At 72.7% G+C, this 20,272-nt stretch carries 21 protein-coding genes; 9 read left to right on the forward strand and 12 right to left on the reverse strand.

Translation table 11 applies throughout. The features are described 5' to 3' along the window. The first annotated feature begins 6 nt into the window (after nt 1-6). The 5 genes from ABIC52_RS10770 to ABIC52_RS10790 all read left to right on the forward strand — a co-directional run bounded on the left by ABIC52_RS10770 (nt 7) and on the right by ABIC52_RS10790 (nt 5,066). Nucleotides 7-1,674 (forward strand): dipeptide ABC transporter ATP-binding protein, encoded by a 1,668-nt coding sequence (locus ABIC52_RS10770; RefSeq protein ID WP_354027305.1) that lies wholly within the window; start codon nt 7-9, stop codon nt 1,672-1,674. A 109-nt stretch (nt 1,675-1,783) separates the two neighbouring features. After that, nucleotides 1,784-2,485 (forward strand): GntR family transcriptional regulator, encoded by a 702-nt coding sequence (locus ABIC52_RS10775; protein ID WP_238638124.1) that lies wholly within the window; start codon nt 1,784-1,786, stop codon nt 2,483-2,485. Between the two features lie 236 nt (nt 2,486-2,721). Next, on the forward strand, nt 2,722-3,162 hold the full coding sequence (locus ABIC52_RS10780; RefSeq protein WP_058727514.1) for an OsmC family peroxiredoxin: 441 nt from the start codon (nt 2,722-2,724) through the stop codon (nt 3,160-3,162). Nucleotides 3,163-3,241: 79 nt separating this feature from the next. Further along, on the forward strand, nt 3,242-3,493 hold the full coding sequence (locus ABIC52_RS10785) for a hypothetical protein (protein WP_354027306.1): 252 nt from the start codon (nt 3,242-3,244) through the stop codon (nt 3,491-3,493). A gap of 64 nt (nt 3,494-3,557) precedes the next feature. Further along, nucleotides 3,558-5,066 (forward strand): threonine/serine exporter family protein, encoded by a 1,509-nt coding sequence (locus tag ABIC52_RS10790; RefSeq protein WP_126891117.1) that lies wholly within the window; start codon nt 3,558-3,560, stop codon nt 5,064-5,066. Nucleotides 5,067-5,165: 99 nt separating this feature from the next. On the opposite strand, the gene ABIC52_RS10795 is transcribed toward ABIC52_RS10790, so the two are convergent. Further along, entirely contained in the window at nt 5,166-5,360 is a 195-nt protein-coding gene (locus ABIC52_RS10795; protein ID WP_126891118.1) for a DUF2795 domain-containing protein, read from the reverse strand. A gap of 82 nt (nt 5,361-5,442) precedes the next feature. Continuing rightward, the gene (locus ABIC52_RS10800) at nt 5,443-6,120 is read right to left on the reverse strand and encodes a TetR/AcrR family transcriptional regulator (protein ID WP_126891119.1); all 678 of its coding nucleotides are present in this window, start codon (nt 6,118-6,120) and stop codon (nt 5,443-5,445) included. Nucleotides 6,121-6,272: 152 nt separating this feature from the next. On the opposite strand from ABIC52_RS10800, the gene ABIC52_RS10805 reads away from it, so the two are divergent. Next, nucleotides 6,273-6,590: a hypothetical protein gene (locus ABIC52_RS10805; protein WP_354027307.1), complete on the forward strand. Its 318-nt coding sequence runs from the start codon at nt 6,273-6,275 to the stop codon at nt 6,588-6,590. 84 nt (nt 6,591-6,674) lie between these two features. Here ABIC52_RS10805 and ABIC52_RS10810 read toward each other — a convergent pair whose 3' ends face one another. Next, the gene (locus ABIC52_RS10810; protein ID WP_126891121.1) at nt 6,675-7,616 is read right to left on the reverse strand and encodes an SDR family oxidoreductase; all 942 of its coding nucleotides are present in this window, start codon (nt 7,614-7,616) and stop codon (nt 6,675-6,677) included. A gap of 159 nt (nt 7,617-7,775) precedes the next feature. Between ABIC52_RS10810 and ABIC52_RS10815 the strand changes: the two genes are divergently transcribed. Beyond that, nucleotides 7,776-8,609, forward strand: coding sequence for a hypothetical protein (locus ABIC52_RS10815; protein ID WP_354027308.1), 834 nt, complete (start codon nt 7,776-7,778; stop codon nt 8,607-8,609). Between the two features lie 42 nt (nt 8,610-8,651). Here the strand turns inward: ABIC52_RS10815 and ABIC52_RS10820 are convergent, their stop codons facing one another. From ABIC52_RS10820 to ABIC52_RS10835, 4 genes are all read right to left on the reverse strand, one after another. Further along, nucleotides 8,652-9,437: an endonuclease/exonuclease/phosphatase family protein gene (locus ABIC52_RS10820; protein ID WP_209676133.1), complete on the reverse strand. Its 786-nt coding sequence runs from the start codon at nt 9,435-9,437 to the stop codon at nt 8,652-8,654. A 55-nt stretch (nt 9,438-9,492) separates the two neighbouring features. Beyond that, the gene (locus ABIC52_RS10825) at nt 9,493-10,992 is read right to left on the reverse strand and encodes an LCP family protein (RefSeq protein WP_126891124.1); all 1,500 of its coding nucleotides are present in this window, start codon (nt 10,990-10,992) and stop codon (nt 9,493-9,495) included. Between the two features lie 82 nt (nt 10,993-11,074). Further along, nucleotides 11,075-11,725, reverse strand: coding sequence for a GntR family transcriptional regulator (locus tag ABIC52_RS10830; protein WP_126891125.1), 651 nt, complete (start codon nt 11,723-11,725; stop codon nt 11,075-11,077). A gap of 12 nt (nt 11,726-11,737) precedes the next feature. Continuing rightward, complete coding sequence (locus ABIC52_RS10835; RefSeq protein WP_209676132.1) at nt 11,738-13,897, reverse strand: MMPL family transporter; 2,160 nt, start codon at nt 13,895-13,897, stop codon at nt 11,738-11,740. Nucleotides 13,898-13,980: 83 nt separating this feature from the next. Between ABIC52_RS10835 and ABIC52_RS10840 the strand changes: the two genes are divergently transcribed. Both ABIC52_RS10840 and ABIC52_RS10845 read left to right on the forward strand, forming a co-directional pair. Beyond that, entirely contained in the window at nt 13,981-14,385 is a 405-nt protein-coding gene (locus tag ABIC52_RS10840; protein WP_126891740.1) for a MarR family winged helix-turn-helix transcriptional regulator, read from the forward strand. Between the two features lie 62 nt (nt 14,386-14,447). Further along, nucleotides 14,448-15,512, forward strand: a complete 1,065-nt coding sequence (locus ABIC52_RS10845) for an LCP family protein (protein ID WP_354027309.1) — start codon at nt 14,448-14,450, stop codon at nt 15,510-15,512. 83 nt (nt 15,513-15,595) lie between these two features. Here ABIC52_RS10845 and ABIC52_RS10850 read toward each other — a convergent pair whose 3' ends face one another. The 5 genes from ABIC52_RS10850 to ABIC52_RS10870 all read right to left on the reverse strand — a co-directional run bounded on the left by ABIC52_RS10850 (nt 15,596) and on the right by ABIC52_RS10870 (nt 20,235). Next, nucleotides 15,596-16,261, reverse strand: a complete 666-nt coding sequence (locus ABIC52_RS10850) for a LysM peptidoglycan-binding domain-containing protein (protein WP_126891742.1) — start codon at nt 16,259-16,261, stop codon at nt 15,596-15,598. A 361-nt stretch (nt 16,262-16,622) separates the two neighbouring features. Continuing rightward, nucleotides 16,623-17,774, reverse strand: coding sequence for a 23S rRNA (uracil(747)-C(5))-methyltransferase RlmC (gene rlmC / locus ABIC52_RS10855; RefSeq protein WP_354027310.1), 1,152 nt, complete (start codon nt 17,772-17,774; stop codon nt 16,623-16,625). Nucleotides 17,775-17,781: 7 nt separating this feature from the next. After that, nucleotides 17,782-18,657 (reverse strand): SMP-30/gluconolactonase/LRE family protein, encoded by an 876-nt coding sequence (locus tag ABIC52_RS10860; protein WP_308222925.1) that lies wholly within the window; start codon nt 18,655-18,657, stop codon nt 17,782-17,784. A gap of 37 nt (nt 18,658-18,694) precedes the next feature. Continuing rightward, on the reverse strand, nt 18,695-19,315 hold the full coding sequence (locus tag ABIC52_RS10865) for a DedA family protein (protein WP_354027311.1): 621 nt from the start codon (nt 19,313-19,315) through the stop codon (nt 18,695-18,697). A gap of 200 nt (nt 19,316-19,515) precedes the next feature. Further along, nucleotides 19,516-20,235 carry an SDR family oxidoreductase gene (locus ABIC52_RS10870; protein WP_354027312.1) on the reverse strand — a complete coding sequence of 240 codons (720 nt, stop codon included), beginning with the start codon at nt 20,233-20,235 and terminating at the stop codon, nt 19,516-19,518. Between the last annotated feature and the right edge of the window lie 37 nt (nt 20,236-20,272).

Genomic DNA, 20,272 nt, shown 5'->3' on the forward strand with positions numbered 1-20,272 from the left:
CGGACCATGCACGACGGCGACACGACCACCGGGGCCGCACCGCGCCTCCAGACCGACCAGACCGACCGGACCGACCGGACCGACACCCTGCTGTCCGTCCGCGACCTGCGGGTCGCCTTCGGCGACCGCGAGGTCCTGCACGGCGTCGACCTCGACGTCCGCCGCGGCGAGCGCGTCGCGATCGTCGGGCAGTCCGGATCGGGCAAGTCCACGCTCATCGCGGCCCTGCTGCGGCTGCTGCCCGGCGCGGGGCACATCACGGGTGGCGCGATCCGCCTCGGTGACGACGACATCGCCCACGCCGACGAGGCGCTCATGCGGCGCGTGCGGGGCGGACGGATCGGGCTCGTGCCGCAGGACCCGTCGACGAACCTCAACCCGTCGATGCGGGTCGGTGCACAGATCGCCGACGCGCTGCGGGCCGGCGGGCTCCGGGGACGGGCGGCGATCCGGGACCGGGTCGTGGCGTTGATGACCGAGGCCGGCATCCCCGAGGCCTCCCGTCGGGCCGACCAGTTCCCGCACGAGTTCTCCGGCGGCATGCGGCAGCGCATCCTCATCGCGGTGGCGCTCGCCCGTCAGCCCGAGCTGCTCATCGCCGACGAGCCGACCAGCGCCCTCGACGTGACGGTGCAGCGGCAGATCCTCGACCACCTGCAGACCCTGGTCGACCAGCACGGCACGACGCTGCTGTTCGTGACGCACGACCTCGGGGTCGCGGCCGACCGGACCGACCGCGTCGTCGTGATGCTCGACGGCGACATCGTCGAGCAGGGTGCGCCCGAGGCGATCCTCCGCGACCCGCAGCACGAGTACACGAAGCGGCTCATCGCGGCGGCCCCCGCGCTGTCCGGGGTGGCGCCGGAGCCCGTGGCCGCGGGCGAGCCGATCCTCGTCGTGTCCGACCTGGTGAAGGAGTACCGGCTCCGCGGTCGTGGTGCCGGAACGCTCAAGGCTGCCGACGGGGTGTCGTTCGCGGTGCGTCGCGGCACGACCACCGCGGTCGTCGGCGAGTCCGGCTCGGGGAAGACGACCGTGGCGCGGATCGTGCTCGGGCTCGAGACGCCGACGTCGGGCACCGCCCTCGTGGACGGGAAGTCCATCGGTGCCGCCCGTGGCGCCGAGCGGCGGGAGATCCGACGCCGGGTGCAGCCGGTGTTCCAGGACCCGTACGGGTCGCTCGACCCGACCTCGACCATCGAGCGGATCATCGACGAACCCCTGCGGGTGTTCGGCATCGGTGACCGGGCGTCGCGCACCGAACGGGTCGCGACGCTCCTCGACCAGGTGGCGCTCCCCCGCGAGGTCGCGCAGCTCCGGCCGAACGAGCTGTCCGGCGGGCAGCGGCAGCGGGTGGCGATCGCCCGGGCGCTGGCGCTCGAACCCGAGCTGATCATCCTCGACGAGGCGGTGTCCGCGCTCGACGTGCTCGTGCAGGAGCAGATCCTCGCGCTGCTCGAGGAACTGCAGGACCGACTCGGGCTGAGCTACCTGTTCATCACCCACGACCTCGGGGTGGTCCGGCGGATCGCCGACGACGTCGTGGTGATGCGGCGGGGCGAGGTCGTCGAACGGGGATCGGTCGCCGCGGTGTTCGACGACCCGCAGGAGCAGTACACGAAGGACCTGCTCGACGCCATCCCGGGCAAGCGTCTCGCCGAGGCGGCTGCGTGACGGACCTGCTCGACGCCATGCGGCACCCTCGGGCGCAAGGCGCTGGCCGAGGCGGCTGCGTGACGGGGTCTCGGGTGGCCGACCGACAGAGTGTGGCACGATCGGCTCCGTGCTGAACGGGACGAGCGTCATCGACGCCATCCGCCACGACATCGTGACCGGCGCCCTGCAACCGGGCACCCGGGTGACCGAGGCGTTCCTCGCGGAGCGGTACGGGGTCTCCCGGGTGCCGGTGCGCGAGGCCCTGCGCGGCCTCGAGGGCGAGGGCTTCGTCGTCTCCCGCCCGAACGTCGGCTCCCGCATCGCCGCGATCCCCTTCGACGAGGCCGACGACCTGTTCGCGGTCCGCGAGGCGCTCGAGACCGCCACCGCCCGCCGCGCTGCGACCCGGGCACGGACGCTGTTCGACGCCGACGCCCCGCCCGAGGACTGGTGGCGTGTGCGCCGCGAGCTCGGCGTCGTCCTCGACGACGGGGACACGGCAGTCGAGCGGGACGAGCTCGAGCTGCTCGTCGACCTCAACGAGCGCTTCCACCTGCTCGTCGCCGAGCTCTCCGGCAGCTCGACGCTCGCGACCCTGCTCCGCCAGCTCTCACGGAAGATCGAGTGGCTGTACGCGCTCGACACCTCGTCGCGCGGCAAGCGGCTGTGGCCCGACCACCGGCGCATCCTCGCCGCGATCGACGCGGGGGACGTCGAGGCGGCGGCCGAACGGATGGCGTGGCACGTGCGGGAGAGCCGCATCGGGTACGCGGCGCGCTCGTCCCCGGAGCAGGCGACCCTGCTGCGCAAGGCGGGCCCCGCCCTCTGACGCCGAGGCCGCCGCCGCACGGCTGGCCGGACGTGCCCGAGTCTCGTGCTCAGCGACGCCCCTCGCGCCGATCAGCCCGAGAGCGGTCGCACAGCTCGAGACTCGCTCAGGCGTCCGTCCTTCCGGCGGCGCCGACCTGCGTACTCACCGAGAGCCGGTTGCGAGAACGAGCGTTCTCCGATTGACTCGGACACGTCGGCCCGCAGCGGGTCGACTCCCCGACGAAAGGAGCGGACATGCCCACGCGCACCGCACGCACCGCCTGGCACGGCGGCCTCAACGACGGTTCCGGCCAGGTCGAGCTGTCGAGCTCGAAGGTCGGCACGTACGACGTCTCCTTCCCGAAGCGCGCCGCCGACGAGGCCGGTGGCACCACCAGCCCCGAGGAGCTCATCGCCGCAGCCCACTCGGCCTGCTACGCGATGCAGTTCTCGGCGATCCTCGGCGAGGCCGGCGGCACGGTCGAGGCCCTCGACGTCAAGGCCGACGTCTCGCTCGGCCCGGACAGCGCGGGTGGCTTCAAGCTCACCGGCATCACCCTCACCGTGAACGGCGAGGTCTCCGGCATCGACGAGGCCGCCTTCCTCAAGGCGGCGGACGAGGCCAAGGCGACCTGCCCGGTCTCCAAGGCGCTCACCGGCGTCGACATCGAGCTCAAGGCGACCTTCGAGCAGTAGCCGCGACCACGTGCCGGACGGGAGGCGCGGTGCCAGCTGGCACCGCGCCTCCCGTCCGTCCGTCGGTACCGTGGGTTGCATGCGTCTGTTCCGCACCCGGACCCACGTCGCCCTGTGGCTCGGCATCGTCGTGGCAGCCGTCGGCGTCGTGCTCGTCCTCGCCGCACCGCCGTCGTCGTCCGGCTGGTTCGTGACCGCGCCGGAGTCCGACTTCTCGTACGTCGCCGGCGTCCGCCCGTGGCAGCTCGTCGTCGGACCGGCAGTCGTGCTCCTGGGCGCGGTCGTGGCCGCGTTCGCGGCCGGACGACTCAGCGCACAGCGCCGACACTGAAGCGTCACCGTCGGCGTCCAGCCGACGTCCGGACTCGGGCGCGAGCGGCTGGCACCATGGTCTGATGGCCGAGCAGTTCCTCCCCGGCGTCCCGCGGCCCGGGCGTCCACCCCGGCCGCGCGTCCGCAACCTCGCACAGCACGACATCCGCGACGCCCGCGCTCGGCTGCGCGGCACGATCTACGAGGACGTCACCCCCGACACCCGCCCGCGCGAGCAGTACTCGCCCGTGCAGATCGTGGACTTCTGCCTCGACCTGGCGGAGGTCATGCTCGCCTCGGGCGCCGACACACGCAGCGTCGAGACCGCCGTCGTCGCGGTGTCGACGAAGTGGAACCTCGCGCCCCTCGACCTCGACTTCTCCGGCAGTTCGGTGACGCTCCAGTACGCCCCGGCCGACCACCCGCCGCTCGTCAAGGTGCGGACCGTGCAGTCGGACGGCTCGGACCTCGACCGGCTCGCCCGTGCGAACCAGATCGTCGACGACCTGGTGCACGGCGAACGCGACATGACGAGTGCCGTGAGCGCCCTGGTGGCGGTGCTGCGGCTGCCGAGTCGCTGGCCGTCCTGGCTCGCCGACGTCGGGCTCTCCGTGCTCGGCACCTCGATCGCGATGCAGGCCGGCGGCGGCTGGCGCGCCGGCGCGGGGGCCTTCGTGCTCATGCTCGGGATCATCCTGTCCGGCCGCTGGCTGACGGGCCGGGGCTTCCCGCAGTTCTTCGTCTCCGGAGCACAGGCCGCGGTCGCCTCGGCGATCGGCACCCTCGCGATCTGGGCCGACGTCCTCACCGCGACCGGTGCGGCCACGATGGTCGCCGCGCTCGTGGTCCTGCTGCTGCCGCACGTGTCCCTCGTCACCTGGGCCCAGGACGCGATCTCAGGCTTCCGGGCGATGGCCGTCGCCCGGGCGTTCTACATCGTGCTCGTGATCGCCGCGATCGTCGTCGGGGTGCCCGCGGGCATCGCCGTGCTGCAGTGGCTCCGGATCGAGGTCGACCCGTCCGGCATCGTCCTGCAGCCGCTGCCGCTCTGGGCCTCGTTGTCGCTGACGGTCGTGTCGGCGGCGGCGAACTGCTTCGTGCAGCAGGCCAGCGCGCGGGTGATCCCGGTCGCGGTGGTGTTCTCGGTCACGGCCGGGGCGTTCCTCTGGGAGCTCCGGCACCTCGGGATGCCGCTCCTCGGAGCGACGTTCATCGCGTCGGTGCTGCTCGGCGTGCTGTCGACCATCGCGGCCGCCCGGATGCGCACGGCCGTGGCGGCGATCGCGGTGCCGGCGTTCTGCGGCGCGCTGCTGCCCGGTGTCGCGGTGTCGAACGCACTGCTCAACTTCATGTCCGGGTCGTCCGGCGCCGCCCTCGACTTCGTGGCGGCGGTCTCGGTGGCGCTCGGCATCGGCGCCGGACTCGTGCTCGGCGGCCTCGTGGCGACCCCGGGCGCACGGCGGGCCCTGCGGCGTGCGCGTCGGGTGACGGTGCACTCGGTCCACAACGACACGACGGCGATCCCCGTGCTACGGGACACCGGGTACGACCCGGGTAACGGTTCGGTGCCGCGGGGCCACCGCCCGCGCTAGGGCGCCCCGGACGCGAGACTCGGGCTGGGCGACCGATCTCGTGCCCTGGAGCACGAGGAACGTCGCGCAGCCCGAGTCTCGGGTACGCCTGGGTGCCGCTCAGCCCTTGTCGGAGACGGCCTTCGTCACCGCGGTGGGAGCGTCGTAGTCGCCGTCCGGGATGTTCTTCAGCGCGTCGAGGACGTCACCGGGGGCGTCCTCCTTCTCGGCGGTCGCCACGATGTCGTCCTTCGAGGCCGGGTAGTCGATGCCGCTGAGGTACTTCTGGACCTGGATCGGGTTCGGTGCTGCCATGTCGGTTCCTTCCGTCGGAGCCTCCACGACTACGCCTGCGCGGCTCCGCGTCGGTCCGGCCGGCGCGCGTTGCGGCCAGGCCTCAGATCTCCCAGCTCCCGCTGTCGCTCCACTGCGAGAAGCGCTGCGCAGCCTGCGGCTCGTACCGTTCCATCCACCCGCGCTCGAGCCGCGCGACGGCACGGTCGAACGCCGGCACGAGGTCGAGGTCCGGACGCAGCATCGCCTGCAGCTGGAGCCCCTCGTACAGCGCGATGAGCTGCTCGGCGCCGCGTCGCGGGTCCATCGTGTGCGGCGCACGGCCGACGGCGATGTCGTGCTCGAGCCCGCGTCGGATCTGCGAGAAGAACAGCTGGTAGCGCGAGCGGAGGTACGTCGACATCGGGTGCGCGGGGTTGCCGGCGACGGAGAGCAGCGCGACGAGCAGCCGCATGAGCGCGGGGTCCTCGGCGTTCGAGGCGACGATCGCCCGCAGCAGCTCGACCGTCGGGCCGTCGCCGACCTCGTGGGCGACCTCCTCGAGACGGGCGCCGTTCCACCGGTCGACCGCGGCGAGCACGAGGCCGTCCCAGGAGGGGAAGTGCTGACGGAGCTCCGCGGTCGTGATGCCCATGCGCTCGGCGACCATGCCGACGTGGGCCTCGTGGAAGGGCACGTCGCGGAGCACGTCGACCGTGGCGCCCACGATGGTGATCCGCAGGTGCAGGGAGGCGGCCGCGGCGGCTGCCGCCTGCGTGTCCGCGCTGGTGTGTTCGAGCATCGTGCCCTCCGTCGTGCGGCGGACGTCCTGTCCGCACCCCTGATCCAACCGCAGTGTCGGGGGACACGGCATCCCCGGTACGGGTGTCGGCATGTCGGGGGACAAGTGTCCGACCCCAGCGCAGACGGAGCGTTCCGTGCGACCATGCCGGGATGGACCCGCAGGACCCCGTCGCGCAGGGACTCGCCACGATGGCCTCGGCCGGTTTCGAGTTCGGCGGCGACGACGCACAGGTGGCGCACGACGTGCGGACGATGTGGGAGCAGCTCGGCTCCCCCGCCGGTGCCTTCGACGCCGCGGCACGGGCGATCGCGCGTCTGCCGCAGCGTCCCGAGGTCCCCGTCGCCGACCAGGCCCGTCGCCGCGCGTTCGAGCGGGCGATCGGGATCAACCCGGTCGAGGTCGAGCTGACCGCGGCGATGTCGGCACGCGAGCTGCTGGAGCGGATGGCGCGGTCCGTCGCCTGCTGACCGTCGACGGTCGACCCGGCCACGTGACGGACGGGAGGCACGGTGCCAGCCGGCACCGTGCCTCCCGTCCGCTGCTGGTCGCGACTACGGCGTCGGCATGCCGCCGTCGACGTGCAGCGTCTCGCCGACCACGTAGGACGACTCGCCGCTCGCCAGGAAGACGAACGCCGGCGCGAGCTCGGCGGGCTGGCCCCAGCGGCCCAGGTAGGTCTGCTCGCCCGCGGACGGCAGCGCCTCCGGCGGCTGGCCACCGGCCGGCTGCAGCGGCGTCCAGATCGGGCCGGGCGCCACCGCGTTGACGCGGATGCCCTTCGGCGCGAGCTGTGCCGCGAGGCCCTTCGCCATGTTGTTCACGGTCGCCTTCGTGGCGGCGTAGTGCACGAGGTGCGGCGACGGCGCGTACGCCTGGATCGACGTGGTGTTGATGATCGTCGAGCCGGGCTGCAGGTGCGGCACGGCGGCCTTCGTGATGCGGAACGTCGCGTACGCGTTCGTCTTGAAGGTCTCGTCGAACTCCTCGTCCGAGATCTTCGTGATGTCGTCGACGTTCTGCTGCTTGCCGGCGTTGTTGACGAGGATGTCGAGCCCGCCGAGACCGTCGACGGCCCGCTGCACGAGCTCCTCGCAGAACGCGAGGTCCTTGATGTCACCAGGGATCGCGACGGCCTTGCGACCGGCTGCCTCGATGAGCCCGACGATGCGGTCGGCGTCCTCCTGCTCCTCGGGCAGGTACACGATCGCGACATCGGCACCCTCGCGGGCGTACGCGATCGCGACGGCGGCGCCGATGCCCGAGTCGCCACCGGTGACGAGCGCCTTGCGGCCCTGCAGACGCCCCGAGCCGCGGTAGGTGTCCTCGCCGTGGTCGGCGGGGACGTTCTCCGCCATCTCCTCGTCGGTGCCGGCACCCTGCAGGTACTGCTCGTCCGGCTTCTTGTCCGCGTACATCTTCGTGGGGTCCTGCATCGAGTACTGGTCGAGCCCCGTCTGTCCGGGCCCTGCCTGGTCGTTCTGCTGCTCCGTCATGGCCTGGACGGTACGCACCCGGACACGCTCGGCCGTCCAGCCGGCTGTCCCCCGCGCCGCTCTTCGTGACACATCCCCAAGATCACGAACACGTGACGAGAGGGCTGCGATTCGGTAACACCTGTCGTCCTGCACGGCTGGGGGTCGTACGGTCGACTGGTGACTCCCCGTACCCTGCTCGCGCTCGGCGCAGCCGCGCTCGCCTTCGCAGCCGGCACGGTCGGGTTCGACGTCACGGCTCCCGGGGGTGCGGCACCGGCTGCGGCTGCCGAGGACCGCAGCGACGTCGCGAGCCCGGCGCAACCGCTGGTCCGGGTGACCGACCGCGACCTGCGCCGCGTCGACACCGTCGAGCTGGACGCCGAGTCACTCGTGCTCCGTCGCGGCGACGCCACCGTCGCCGAAGTGTCCATGCGCGACGCGCGGTCGACCGTCACGCTGCTCAACCGACTGCTCGGCACCCCGTCGCGCACGCAGACCGCGGCCGGCGACGGCGGCGCGTGCTTCCCGTCGGGCACCACCTACACCTGGGGCGGCGCGGTCCGCGTCGCCGCGCTCGACACACCGTCCTCCGTCGGCAACGCGGTCGAGATCCGGGTCCTCCGGGACTCCGTGCGGAGCCGGACCGGTGAGCGGGTCGAGCTGACGGGGCCCGACGGCGTCCAGGTCGGCGACGACGTGGCGGACGCGATCCAGGCCGCGCCGCGCTCCGACAAGGTCTCGTTCGGATCCGGCGACTCCCAGGCGTGGCAGCTGCTGCTCGAGTCCGGCTGGGCACCGGACGACGACGCCCCGTCCGCAGGCGACCCGCGTACGGGGCTCGACGGCACCACCGCCGGTTCCGCGCCCACGGGCGACCAGTCCACCGACGGCAGCGGCGACGGCGCGGACGACGACGCAGAGGGCACGAACGGTGTCTCGGCGCTGACCGACGACACCGAGGTCACCGTCATCGGCTCCCCGATGCCGGTGCACGCACGCCGCTCCTGCTGACGCCACCCGCTCGCGGCCGCCGTCAGCGCACCGCCCGGCGGCTCAGGCCACGCGCAGCGTCGCCACGACCGGGAAGTGGTCGCTCGCGGCCCACGTCTCGGGTCCGTCGTGGTCCATCACCACACGCTCGGCCGTGACGTCGCCGCGGGTCAGCACCCAGTCGATCCGCTCGCCCGAGTCCACCGGCGTCTGCCAGCCGTTGAAGGACGCCGTGCGGTCGGCGGGGTCACCGGCATCGGTCCAGGCGTCCCGGTACCCGCCGTCGGTGAACACCCGGGAGGCCGGACCCGCTCCCCACGGCTCGTTGCAGTCGCCCGCGAAGACGACCGGACCGTCGACCGGAGCGAGCCGCTCGACGACGAGGGCTGCGCTGCGCCGACGCACCTCGTCCCCGTGCTCGTTCTCCTCGTGGTCGAAGTGTGCGGTGAGGAGCGTGAACGCGGGCCCGTCGGTGTCGAGGAACCGCGTGTGGTTGGCGACCCGCGGGTACAGGCTCCCCCAGGTGTTCGACACCGGCTCGTCCGGGGTGTCGGAGAACCAGAAGGTCCCGACGTCGACGGGGCGCAGCCGGTCGCGGCGGAAGAAGATCGCGGCGTGCTCCCCCGCCGTACCGCCCTCGCGACCCTGCCCGACGGCGTCGTGGTCGGGCAGCCCGTGCCGCAGGGCGTCCATCTGGTGGTCGAACGCCTCCTGCACGCAGAGCACGTCGGGGTCGTGCCGGCGGATGACGTCCAGCACCAACGGCAGCCGTGCGGGCCAGTCGTGCCGCGGGTCCGGGTTCTTCACGTTGTAGGTCATCAGGGTGATCGGACGTGCGGCGTGGGTCACCGGTCGAACCTACCGGCACGCTCCCGCCGGGGACCCCAGGGTGGTGTCGGCTGCGTCAGTTGATGCAGACGCCTTCCTCGCCGTAGTTCTTCACGTCGGTCGAGCTCGGCGCGGGCTCCGGCTCCGCCGGCTGCGACGCCTCGGCCTCGGGTGCCTCCTCCGCCGGGGCGGACGTCCCGTCGGCAGGGGCGGCCGGGGCGCTGACGGTGATGCCGTCGGTCCCGAGGACGAGCGTGACGCCCGACACCGTGGTGGACCGGACGACGACCGCACCCGGCACCAGCGCGGCGACGGCCTTGGCCTGCGCCTCCTGTCCGGCGGGGTACTGCACCTGCGTCTTCTGCGTCGTGTCCGAGGAACCCGGGGTCCCGACCTGGAAGCCGCGCGCGGTGAGGTTCGCGGTCGCGGTCGCGGCGGCGCCGGACGTCCCGCTGCCGTTCAGCACGGTGGCGGTCGTCGCGGCGGGCTCGGCGGCCGTGGCCTTCGTGTACTCCTCCGGCTCGCCCACGAGTCCCTGCACGAAGGCGGGCAGTCCGACGGTGTCGATCTCGACGATGGACAGCGGGCGGCCACCCACCGTGATGGTCGGGGTGCCGAGCGTCGGGATCGTCGCCGACTGGATGTTCCCGGGCCGCAGGTTCCGCATCTGCGTCGCGAGCGAGACCAGGTCGGTGTCCGTCTGGATCGAGCCACCGACGGCACTGAGGATGTTGTTCATCTTGATCGGGTTCAGCAGCGTGCCCGCCGAGAGGACCTTGCGGGCCTCCTGCGACAGGAAGTACTGCTGCCGCACGTTGCGGTCGAGGTCGCCGTTCGGCAGCCCGTGCCGCTGCCGGACGAACGACAGCGCCTGCTTGGCGTCGAGTTCCGAGGTCCCCGCCGGCAGGTCGACGCCGGAGTAGGGGTCGTTCACCGCGTTGTTCAGGCAGACCTCGACCGGCCCGAGCTCCTTGACCACCTGGTAGAAGCCGAGCAGCGACACCCGGACGTAGTGGTCGATCGTCAGGCCGCTGAGGTCCTGGATCGTCTGGATGAGCAGCTTCGCGCCGCCGGTGTCGCCGCCGCCGTTGAGCGTGCCGTAGTAGAACGCACTGTTGAGCTTGCCCTTGCCGACACCGGGGATCGGCACGTACGAGTCACGCGGGAACGAGATCATCGTCGCCCGGGACCCGTCGGCGCTGATGTGCAGGACGATCATCGTGTCGGTGTTCGTCGCGCCGCCGTCGTCCTCGGTGCTCAGCTCGGCCATCTGCTCGGGCGTCGCGTTGTCCGGGCGGTGGTCGTCGCCGACGAGCAGGATGTTCTGCGCCTGGCCGTCCACGTCGTCGCTGTCGTCGTCGCTCGAGCGCGGGCTGATCGCATCGATCTTCGTCACGCCGCTGTTCAGGCTCGTGAAGGCGAAGGCGGCGTAGCCTCCGGTCAGCACGAGGCCCATGGCCAGCACACCGGCCACCGCCGGCAGAACCACCCCGCCCCCGCGCTTCTGGCGCCCGTGGCGCGGCGGCACGTGGCCGCGGCGGGCACGGCGCGTCGTCTGCTCGGGTTCGATGCTCACCCGGAAACCATAACGGCACAGCGTGGATCGGACAGGGAGATCCCTGAGGGTCCGCGGCCGACGCTGTACGCGCCCGACGTGCTCAGTCGCGCGTGGGCAGGAGGTGGATCGCCTCCATCGCGAGCTCCGCGGCGACGGGTTCACCCGCGACGACCGCGGCGCGGAGCTTCACGAGCTCAGGACGCACGACGTCGGTGGGGACGAGCTCGGCGAGCTCCGGGACCCGGAGCCGGAACGCGAGGCCGTCGGTGGTCGAGCGGCACAGCTGCGCGAGCGAGGCGTTGCCGCAGGCGTCGGCCCACATCGAGTAGACGTCCGCGCCCTCACGCGCGAGGTCGGCCTGCTGGTCGGCGTCGAGGCGCGCCAGCACGTCGTCGAGCACCCCGAGGACGCGCTCGCGTTCGGCGTCCGAGAACCGCGGGACGGCCAGCCGGACGACCCCGCCGTAGATGACACCGAGGGTGCGGTATGCGTCGAGCAGCTCGTCCTTCGTCGGGGCGGCGACGCGCGTGTAGCGGTTCGGCGCCATCTCGATCAGTCCGGCCCGTGCGAGTTCTGCCAGTGCCTCGCGGATCGGCGTCCGCGAGACCCCGAGCCACGCGATCAGGTCGTCGTCGTTCAGTCGTTCACCCGGCTCGAGCGTGCCGTCCATGATCGCGTCGCGGATCTTGTCCTGCACGGTGTCGCGGAGCAGCTTGCGCTCTGCGGCCGGCTGCGTGGAGGGGACTGGCATGCCACCAGCGTGTCACATGTGACGGGCTGCGCGCGAGAGGCGCGACGGCCACCACGCACGGCGGCCCAGGTCGATCACGAGCGCCGGGACGAGCAGGGACCGGACCACGACGGTGTCGAGCAGCACCCCGAACGCCACCACGAAGGCGATCTGCGCCAGGAACAGGATCGGGATCACCCCGAGCGCCGCGAAGGTCGCCGCCAGCACGATGCCGGCTGACGTGATGACGCCGCCGGTGGCGGCCAGTCCGCGGAGCACTCCTTCCCGCGGACCGTGTCGCAGCGACTCCTCGCGCACCCGGGTCATGAGGAAGATGTTGTAGTCCACCCCGAGCGCCACGAGGAACACGAACGCGTACAGGGGCACGGACGGGTCGGCCCCGGGGAACCGGAACACGTGGTCGAAGACCAGGGCGCCGACACCGAGGGCGGCCGCGAAGGACACGACGACGCTGCCGACGAGCACGAGCGGGGCCACCACGCTGCGGAGCAGCAGCACGAGGATCAGGAGGATGACGGCCAGCACCACGGGGATGATGACCGACCGGTCCCGGATGCCGGTGTCGTTCGTGTCGACGGCGGTCGCCGTGACGCCGCCGACGACGGCGCCCGGGTCGACCCGCTCGACGGCGACGCGGAGGTCGCGCACGGTCCGCTCGGCGGCGGCGGAGTCGGCGGGGTCGGCGAGGGTCGCCTCGAGCAGGACGTCGCCGCGCGACACCGTCGGCTCCGCCGTGCCCGTGGCGCTCCCGGCGGCGGCGTCCGCACCGGCGGCTCCCGTGCCGGCGGCTCCCCCGCTGACGGGGACCGTGCCCGACGGTGAGTCGGTCGAGGCGGCGACCACCCCGTCGACCCCACGGACCGAGCGGACGGCGTCGACGAGGGCGTCCAGGTCGCGCTCCGCACCGACGACCTGCGCCGGGCTCCCCGATCCGCCGGGGAAGTGGTCGGCGAGGACCCGCTGGCCGTCCCGGGCCTGGGACGCACCGATCACGAGGTCGCTCTGCGGGACGCCGTCGGCCCGGAGCCCGATCAGACCGCTGCCCATCGCCAGGAGCGCGACCGTGCAGACGATCCAGACCGTGCGGGACCGGCGCGCGACGAGGCGCCCGACCCGTGCCCAGAGCCCGGTCGCCTCCGGACCGGTGGTCGGACGACCGCCGGAACCGAAGGTCGGTCGCAGGGGCCAGAACGCCGCCCGGCGGAACGCCAGCAGCAGGGCGGGCAGCAGGGTGAGGGCGGCGAGCAGGCTGAAGGCGATCCCGATCGCCGCGACCGGGCCGAGCGCCTTGTTCGAGTTCAGGTCCGACAGGAGCAGGCAGAGCACCCCGACGATGACGGTGCCGCCCGAGGCGACGATCGGCTCGAACGCTCCGCGGAGTGCGGCCCGCGTCGCCTCCCAGCCGGTGCGGTGCTCGCGTAGCGCCTCGCGGTAGCGCGCCGTGTAGAGGAGCGCGTAGTCCGTCGCCGCACCGATCACCAGGATCGACAGGATGCCCTGCACCTGCCCGTTGACGGTCACCACGCCCGCCTTCGCCAGCGCGTACACGACGAGGATCGAGGCACACAGGGCGAAGGTGGCCGTGCCGAGCACCAGGAACGGCAGCAGCGGCGAGCGGTAGACCACGACCAGGATGACGAACACCGCGGCGAGCGCCACCCCGAGCAGCAGGCCGTCGATGCCCGCGAACGCCTCGGTCAGGTCGGCCGTGAAGCCCGCCGGGCCGGTGACGTACCCGGCCACGCCGGAGGGCAGCGCGTCGTCCACCGCGCCCCGGATCGCCGTGACCGCGTCGCCGGTGTCCGCGTCCTCGGTCAGCGTCGCGACGATCTCGGCCGCGTCGCCGTCCTCGCTCGGGATCACCGGGCTCGTGCCCTGCACGTCGTCGCGCTGGTCGAGGGTCTCGGCGATCCGGGTGGCCGTCGCGAGGTCGTCGCGGGTCAGGCCGCCGTCGCGCTCGAGCACGACGATCGCGGGCGCTCCCGATGCCTGTCGGAACTCCGCGGCGCGCTCCTGCACCTTCGTCGCGTCGGCCGATGCCGGCAGGAACGACGTCTGGTCGTTCGTGGCGACCTCGGAGATCTTCCCGAAGACGGGGCCGCCCGCCCCGGCCACGACGAGCCAGACGAGGATGACGAGGGCGGGCAGGACGACGCGCAGGAACCGGGGCACGACGGCGAGCGTACACCGATCATCAGCATGCTGACGATCTCGTCCCGAGCGATGCGCGCGAGGTCCGGCCGTAGACTCCCACCATGCACGAACCCGCGGAGCAGTGGCCCCTCGGACGCCTGCTCTCCGCCGCCGCACGTGCCGTCGAGCGCGAGTGGGACGAGCGACTGCGGGCGGTCGGGCTGACCCACGCCGCCCTCGTCGCGATCGACATCCTGCTGCGGACCGGCCCGACCGGAGCCGACACGATCGCCAGGACCGCGCGCGTGCAGCCCCAGACCATGTCGCGGACCCTCGAGCGAGCGGAGCGGGACGGCCTGGTCGAGCGGACGTCCCACCCCGAGGACCGACGGCGCCGCGTGGTGTCCGTCACCGACGAGGGCCGCCGAGCATGGGAGACCGCGCAGCACATCGAGCGCGAGGTCCTGCCCGAGGACGTCGAGCTGCGGCGACGCCTGACCGCCGTCCTCCACCGCTCGTGGCACTGAAATACCAGATGTAGTAGACTCCTCCGGTCGGCACAGGGCCGACCTGACCCGCAGGAGTCCCGATGTCCGAGCGTCGTGCTGCCCGAGCCGCGGCGGAGGCAGCAGCAGCCGAAGCCAGAGCGGCCACGAAGCACACCCGGTCGACCACTCGGCGGAAGCACCCGGTGCTCGTCGCGCTGCTCGCCACCGTCGGCGCCCTCGTCGGCGTCGCCACCGTGCTCGCGGTCGTCGCAGCAGCCTTCGTCGGGAGCCTTGCGCGGAGCTTCGACACCCACGCCGAAGCGATCGCCGACCCGTTCCCCGCCGGCGCCCGCCCCGCACCCTCCGGCGACGCCGTGAACGTCCTGCTCATCGGCTCCGACTCCCGCGCCGGCCTCGACGCCGACGGTGACCGTGCTGCCGGCGGGCGATCGGACACGCTGATGCTGGCCCACGTGCCCGCGGACCGTGAGCACGTGTACCTCATGTCGATCATGCGCGACTCGTGGGTCGACGTCCCCGGTCACGGCCCGGCGAAGATCAACGCCGCGTACTCCTGGGGCGGCGTCCCGCTCACGGTGCAGACGGTGGAGCAGCTGCTCGACGTGCGGATCGACCACGTGGCCGAGGTCGACCTCGCCGGATTCGCGGACATGACGGATGCGCTCGGCGGGGTGACGGTGCAGTCCCCGCAGGACTTCACGGCGAGGGGCCACCGGTTCGTCCGCGGCGCGAACCGCCTCGACGGCGAGCAGGCCCTGGCGTTCGTGCGGGAGCGGTACGCCTTCGCCGACGCCGACCACACCCGCGTCCGGAACCAGCAGGCGTTCCTGCGCGGGGTCCTCGACCAGGTCGTCTCCCGCGGCACCCTGACGAACCCGGGCCGGCTGCAGGAGTTCGTCACCGCGACGAGCGCTCACCTGGCGGTCGACCCCGGCCTCGACGCCGCGGTGATCGCCCGCCTCGGGTGGTCGTTGCGCGGGATCGGGCCGGACGACCTCGTCACGTTCACGATGCCGACCGCGGGCGGCGGGACCACCCCCGACGGCCAGTCCTTCGTCAGTCTCGACGAGCACGACCGCGCCGCGATCTCCACCGCGCTGCGGTCGGACGACCTGCAGCGGTGGCTCGACGACCGGCCGCGCTGAAGCGTTCCGCCGGACGGTTCCGGACAGCACGAGACCCCCGTGGCGCGTGTGCCACGGGGGTCTCGTGTCGGATCGGAGGTCGATCAGGCGGGGAGCTGGAGCTCCTGGCCGGCGTAGATCAGGTTCGCATCGTCGATGGTCGACGTGTTCGCGGCCCAGAGCTTCATGTAGCCGCCGTCGATGTTCAGCTTCGTCGCGATCGTGTCGAGCGTGTCGCCCGACTGGATCGTGTACGTCTTCCCGCTGGTCGGCACGGCGGCGGGCTTGCTCGACACGGCCGCCTTCGGAGCGGCCGGCGCGACTGCCTTCGGAGCGGCCTGCGTGGTCGCCTTCGGCGCCGCCTGCTGCGGCGCGGCCTGCTGCTGCGGTGCGGCGGGGGCCGCGGCCTGCGGAGCCGCACCCGTGGTACCGCTCAGACCGAGCTTCGCGGAGCAGGCCGGCCAGGCGCCCCACCCCTGCGAGGCGAGGACGCGCTCGGCCACGGCGATCTGGGCCTCGCGGCTCGCGGACGCCGGGTTGCCGGAGCCACCGTTCGCCTGCCAGGTGCCGAGGTTGAACTGCAGGCCGCCGTAGTAGCCGTTGCCGGTGTTGATGGCCCAGTTGCCGCCGGACTCGCACTGCGCGAGGGCGTCCCAGGTCGAGCCGGACGCAGCGTTCGCGGGTGCTGCCGCGAGGCCGACACCGGTCGCGGCGATGCCGGCGAAGGCCAGGCCACCGACGATGGTGCGGGTACGGGAAAGCTTCTTCATGGTTGATCGCTCCACCGGGACCACGGACCTGGAGCCCGCCTGAGCGGACCCGGTCGCCACTGCCCGTCCCGACCGATCGCGGTCATGTCGTGGGGTGCGCCGCCGGGGGCAGTGGTCTCGTGCCGGTGGCGCTGGTCGGCAACAATAGGAAATTCGCGACTGTTATCAAACCGAGACAATGAGTTCTACCCGTGAGTGCTATGTCCCCCACCGGACTTCCTGAGTGCCTCGATCACCATGGGCATGCAGATCCGTCTGTACCCGGGTACGCGACCTTGGCAGTTTCCTGGCAATGCTGCGAACGGGAGGCCCGTGGCGGCCTGGCAGCGAGCCTCCCGACCGCCGCCTGGTCGCGTCCTGGTCATCGCCTGGACAGCAGCGTCACGGCCTCCAGGTGACCGGTCTGCGGGAACATGTCGAGCACGCGCGCCCGCCGCAGGCGGAGCGACGGCATGCGCGCGAGGTCCTTCGCGAGGGTGACCGGGTTGCAGCTCGAGTAGACGACGTGCTCGACGTCGGACTCCTCGAGCCACGTCGCGAGCGTCTCGCCGATCCCCCGGCGCGGCGGGTTCACGACGACCAGCTCGGGCAGCGCGTCGGACCGTGCGCGGAGGGCGTGCTCGGTCGCGTCGTCGGCGGCGAAGCGGACGTCGGTCAGTCCGGCCTCGCGGGCGGACTGCTTCGCGGAACGGATGGCCTCACGACTCGTCTCGATGCCCGTGACGGCACGGCCCGGGCGCGCTGCGTGCAGGGCGAAGCCACCGACACCGCAGTAGAGGTCCCACATCGAGGCCGGCCCGACCTCGTCGATCCACGCCGACGTCTGGTCGTACAGCTGACGCGCGACGCTCGTGTTCGTCTGGAAGAAGCTCTGCGGTCGCAGGTGCATCGTGATCGAGCCGAAGCGCATCGGCAGCGTCTCCTGGTCCGTCAGCACCACCTCGCGGTCCCCCTCGGTGACGGCCTTGTGCTCCGGGAGCAGGTTCGCGGTGACCACGACCGCCTCGGGCAGCACCCGCCGCAGGTCGTCGAGGCGCTCACGCAGTCGTGGCAGCTGCCCCTCGGAGCGCAGCACGAAGCGCACCATGAGCTCGCCGTCCGGGGACTCGGTCACGAGCACGAACTTGAGCTCGCCCCGACGGGCCGCGACGTCGTACGGGATCAGCCCGGCGTCGGCGACGAAGTCCGCCAGGACCGGGAGCGCCCGCTGGATGCCCGGCGTGCAGATGCCGCAGTGCCGCAGGTCCACGCCGCGCTGCCGGTGGTCCAGGATCCCCACCGTGGGGCGCTGCACCGTCCCGCCGACGACCATCTTCGCCTTGTTACGGTAGCCGGACTCCGGGCTGGTGATCGCCGGCAGCCACTCGACCGACCCCGTGCCCCCGGCAGCGTCGACGGCGTCGCGCAGGAGTTCGCGCGTGCGGATCTCCTTGTCGAGCACCTGGTCGCCGTAGGGCTGGCCCATGAGCGTGCACGACCGGCACACCCCCCGGTCGAAGTAGTCGCACTGCATGGCCGGGTCAGGATACGGCAGCCGCGTCCCTCGTCGTGGTCGCGATGCGGTAGAGCGAGGTCGTCGCGGTGACGAACAGGGTGGTGCCGTCGTCGCCGCCGAAGCACAGGTTGGCCACGACCTCGGGGACCGGGACGTCGCCGATGCGGTCGCCGTCGGGCGCGAACACCGTCACACCCCGGTGCGTCGACGACCACACGTTGCCGTGGGCGTCGACGCGGATGCCGTCCGGCACGCCCTCGCCCTCGCCGAGCCGGGCGAACACGCGACCGTTCTTCACCCGCGCCCCGTCGACGTCGTAGGCGCGGACGACCGGCTCCTCCGACGAGGAGCTCGCCACGTACAGCACGCGCTCGTCGGGCGAGAAGGCGAGGCCGTTCGGCTCGTCGACGTCGAGCACCACGGGGCGCAGGTCTCCGCCGTCCGACCCGCACCGGAACACCCAGTGGTCGCCGTACTCCCGCTCCCCCGGGTGCCCCTCGCGCGGCTGCGTGATGCCGTACGCCGGGTCGGTGAACCAGATCGCACCGTCCCGGGCGACCACGACGTCGTTCGGCGAGTTCAGCCGCGCGTCCGCCCAACCGTCGACGACCGCGCTGACCACGCCGTCCCGGTCGCGCTCGACCCGTCGCCGACCGTGCGAGCACTGCACGACGGAACCGTCACGGTCGAGGGTCCGGCCGTTCGTGTGCTCGACGCCCGACGCGTACACGGTCGTCTCGCCGGACTGCTGGTGCCACTGGAGGATCCGGTCACCCGGGATGTCCGACCACCGCACCGTGCGGGTCGACGGGATCCAGCACGGCCCCTCGGCCCAGGTGCTGCCCGTGGCGATCCGCTCGAGCGCGTCGGGGTCGGGGACGAGTTCGGTCAGGCTCGGCACGTGTCCTCCTCCGGACGGTGCCCTCCACGCTACGACGTCAGGCGGGCGCAGCGGCCTCGGCGCGGCGACGCACGGCCTTCTCGACCGCGGAGATCCCGAGGCCGAGCATGATCGACGCCACGACCGCGAGGGTCGTCACGAGGAAGGGCTGGTCGCGACTCCAGCTCCCGGTGGCCGCGGCGATGCCGACGCAGTACGCCGCCCAGACCACGTCGGCGACGAGACAGGTGACGAGGAAGCGCCGGAGGTCGAGGCCGCTGTCGGCACCGACCAGGTTCGTGGTGAGCCGGCCCATCGGGATGAACCGACCGAGGACGGCGATCCGCCCCGGGGCCTTGCGGTACCGGGCGTCGATCGACTCCCGCGCCTTCCGGACCTTCGGGCGGCTGAACCACGAGCGCGAGCCGAGGTCGACCGTCCGTGCGAGGTGCCACAGCGCGACGTCGCCGAGCACCATGCCGACCGTCGCCGCGACGACGAGGACGAGGACCGGCAGGAGTCCGCCGTCGCCCCCGACCAGCAGGGTGCCGACGGCCACGACGAGTGCCTGGCTCGGGAGGAAGACCGCGACGCTGCCCGCGGCGAGCACGAGCCCGACGACGAGGAAGGCCCAGGGCGTGCCGACGAGCTGGAGCACCATCTCCTGTGCTGCGTTCACCGGTCACCTCCGTCGGCGCGGGCACGCCGGACTCGATCATCCCAGGTCGGGGCCCGGTCGGTGCTCGGTGCGGCGCACGATGCTGCGGCTCGCGCCCGACCACGCCACCAGGTCATCTGTGCTCCGGCGGCTCGCTGGGGCGGAGGTGCCGCCGACGACGGCGGCACCGATCCCCTCGAGCACCCGGCCGGAGGCGCTGGTCACCGCTGCGCGACGGGCGACAGGACCAGCTCGTCGATCCGCACGTGCGCGGGCTGTCCGAGCACGAAGGCGACGGTCCGGCCGACGTCCTCCGGCTGCAGCATCCGGGCGCGCGCCGCCGCGTCGGGGACCTCGGGTCGCTGGTCGAGGAAGTCCGTGGCGACGTCACCCGGGCACAGGTGGGTGGCGCGCACGCCGTGCTCGGCCTCCTGCTGGTTCAGCGTCCGGACGATCGACCCCAGGGCGGTCTTGCTCGCCGAGTACGCGACGCCGGCCCCGGGCTGGAAGGACCAGCCCGCGTAGGACGACACCACCACGACCACGCCGCCCGACTCCCGGAGCGTCGGGAGCGCCGCGTCGACGACCGTCACCACCGCCGTCGTGTTCGTGGCGAGGACGGCACGGACGTCGGCGAGCGACTGGTCGTCCCAGCGCCGCGCCGGCGTGTTCAGCCCCGCCGCCAGCACCAGGCCGTCGACCCGGCCGTGCCGGTCGAGCACGGCATCGCGCGCGGCGGACACGGCGTCGGCGTCGGTCACGTCGAGCGGCAGCACCTCCGCCGTGCCGCCGACCGCCCTGACCTCGTCCGCGACCTGCTCGAGCCGGTCCGGGCGTCGACCGCTGAGCACCACCGTCCACCCGTCGCGGGCCGCGGCGACCGCGCTCGCAGCCCCCATCCCGCTGCCGCCACCCGAGACCCAGAGCACCTTCGCCGTCATGCTCGAATAGTATGACGATTCAAGGCACCGGCGCCCC

It is taken from the genome of Curtobacterium oceanosedimentum (assembly GCF_040545555.1).
Lineage (GTDB): Bacteria > Actinomycetota > Actinomycetes > Actinomycetales > Microbacteriaceae > Curtobacterium.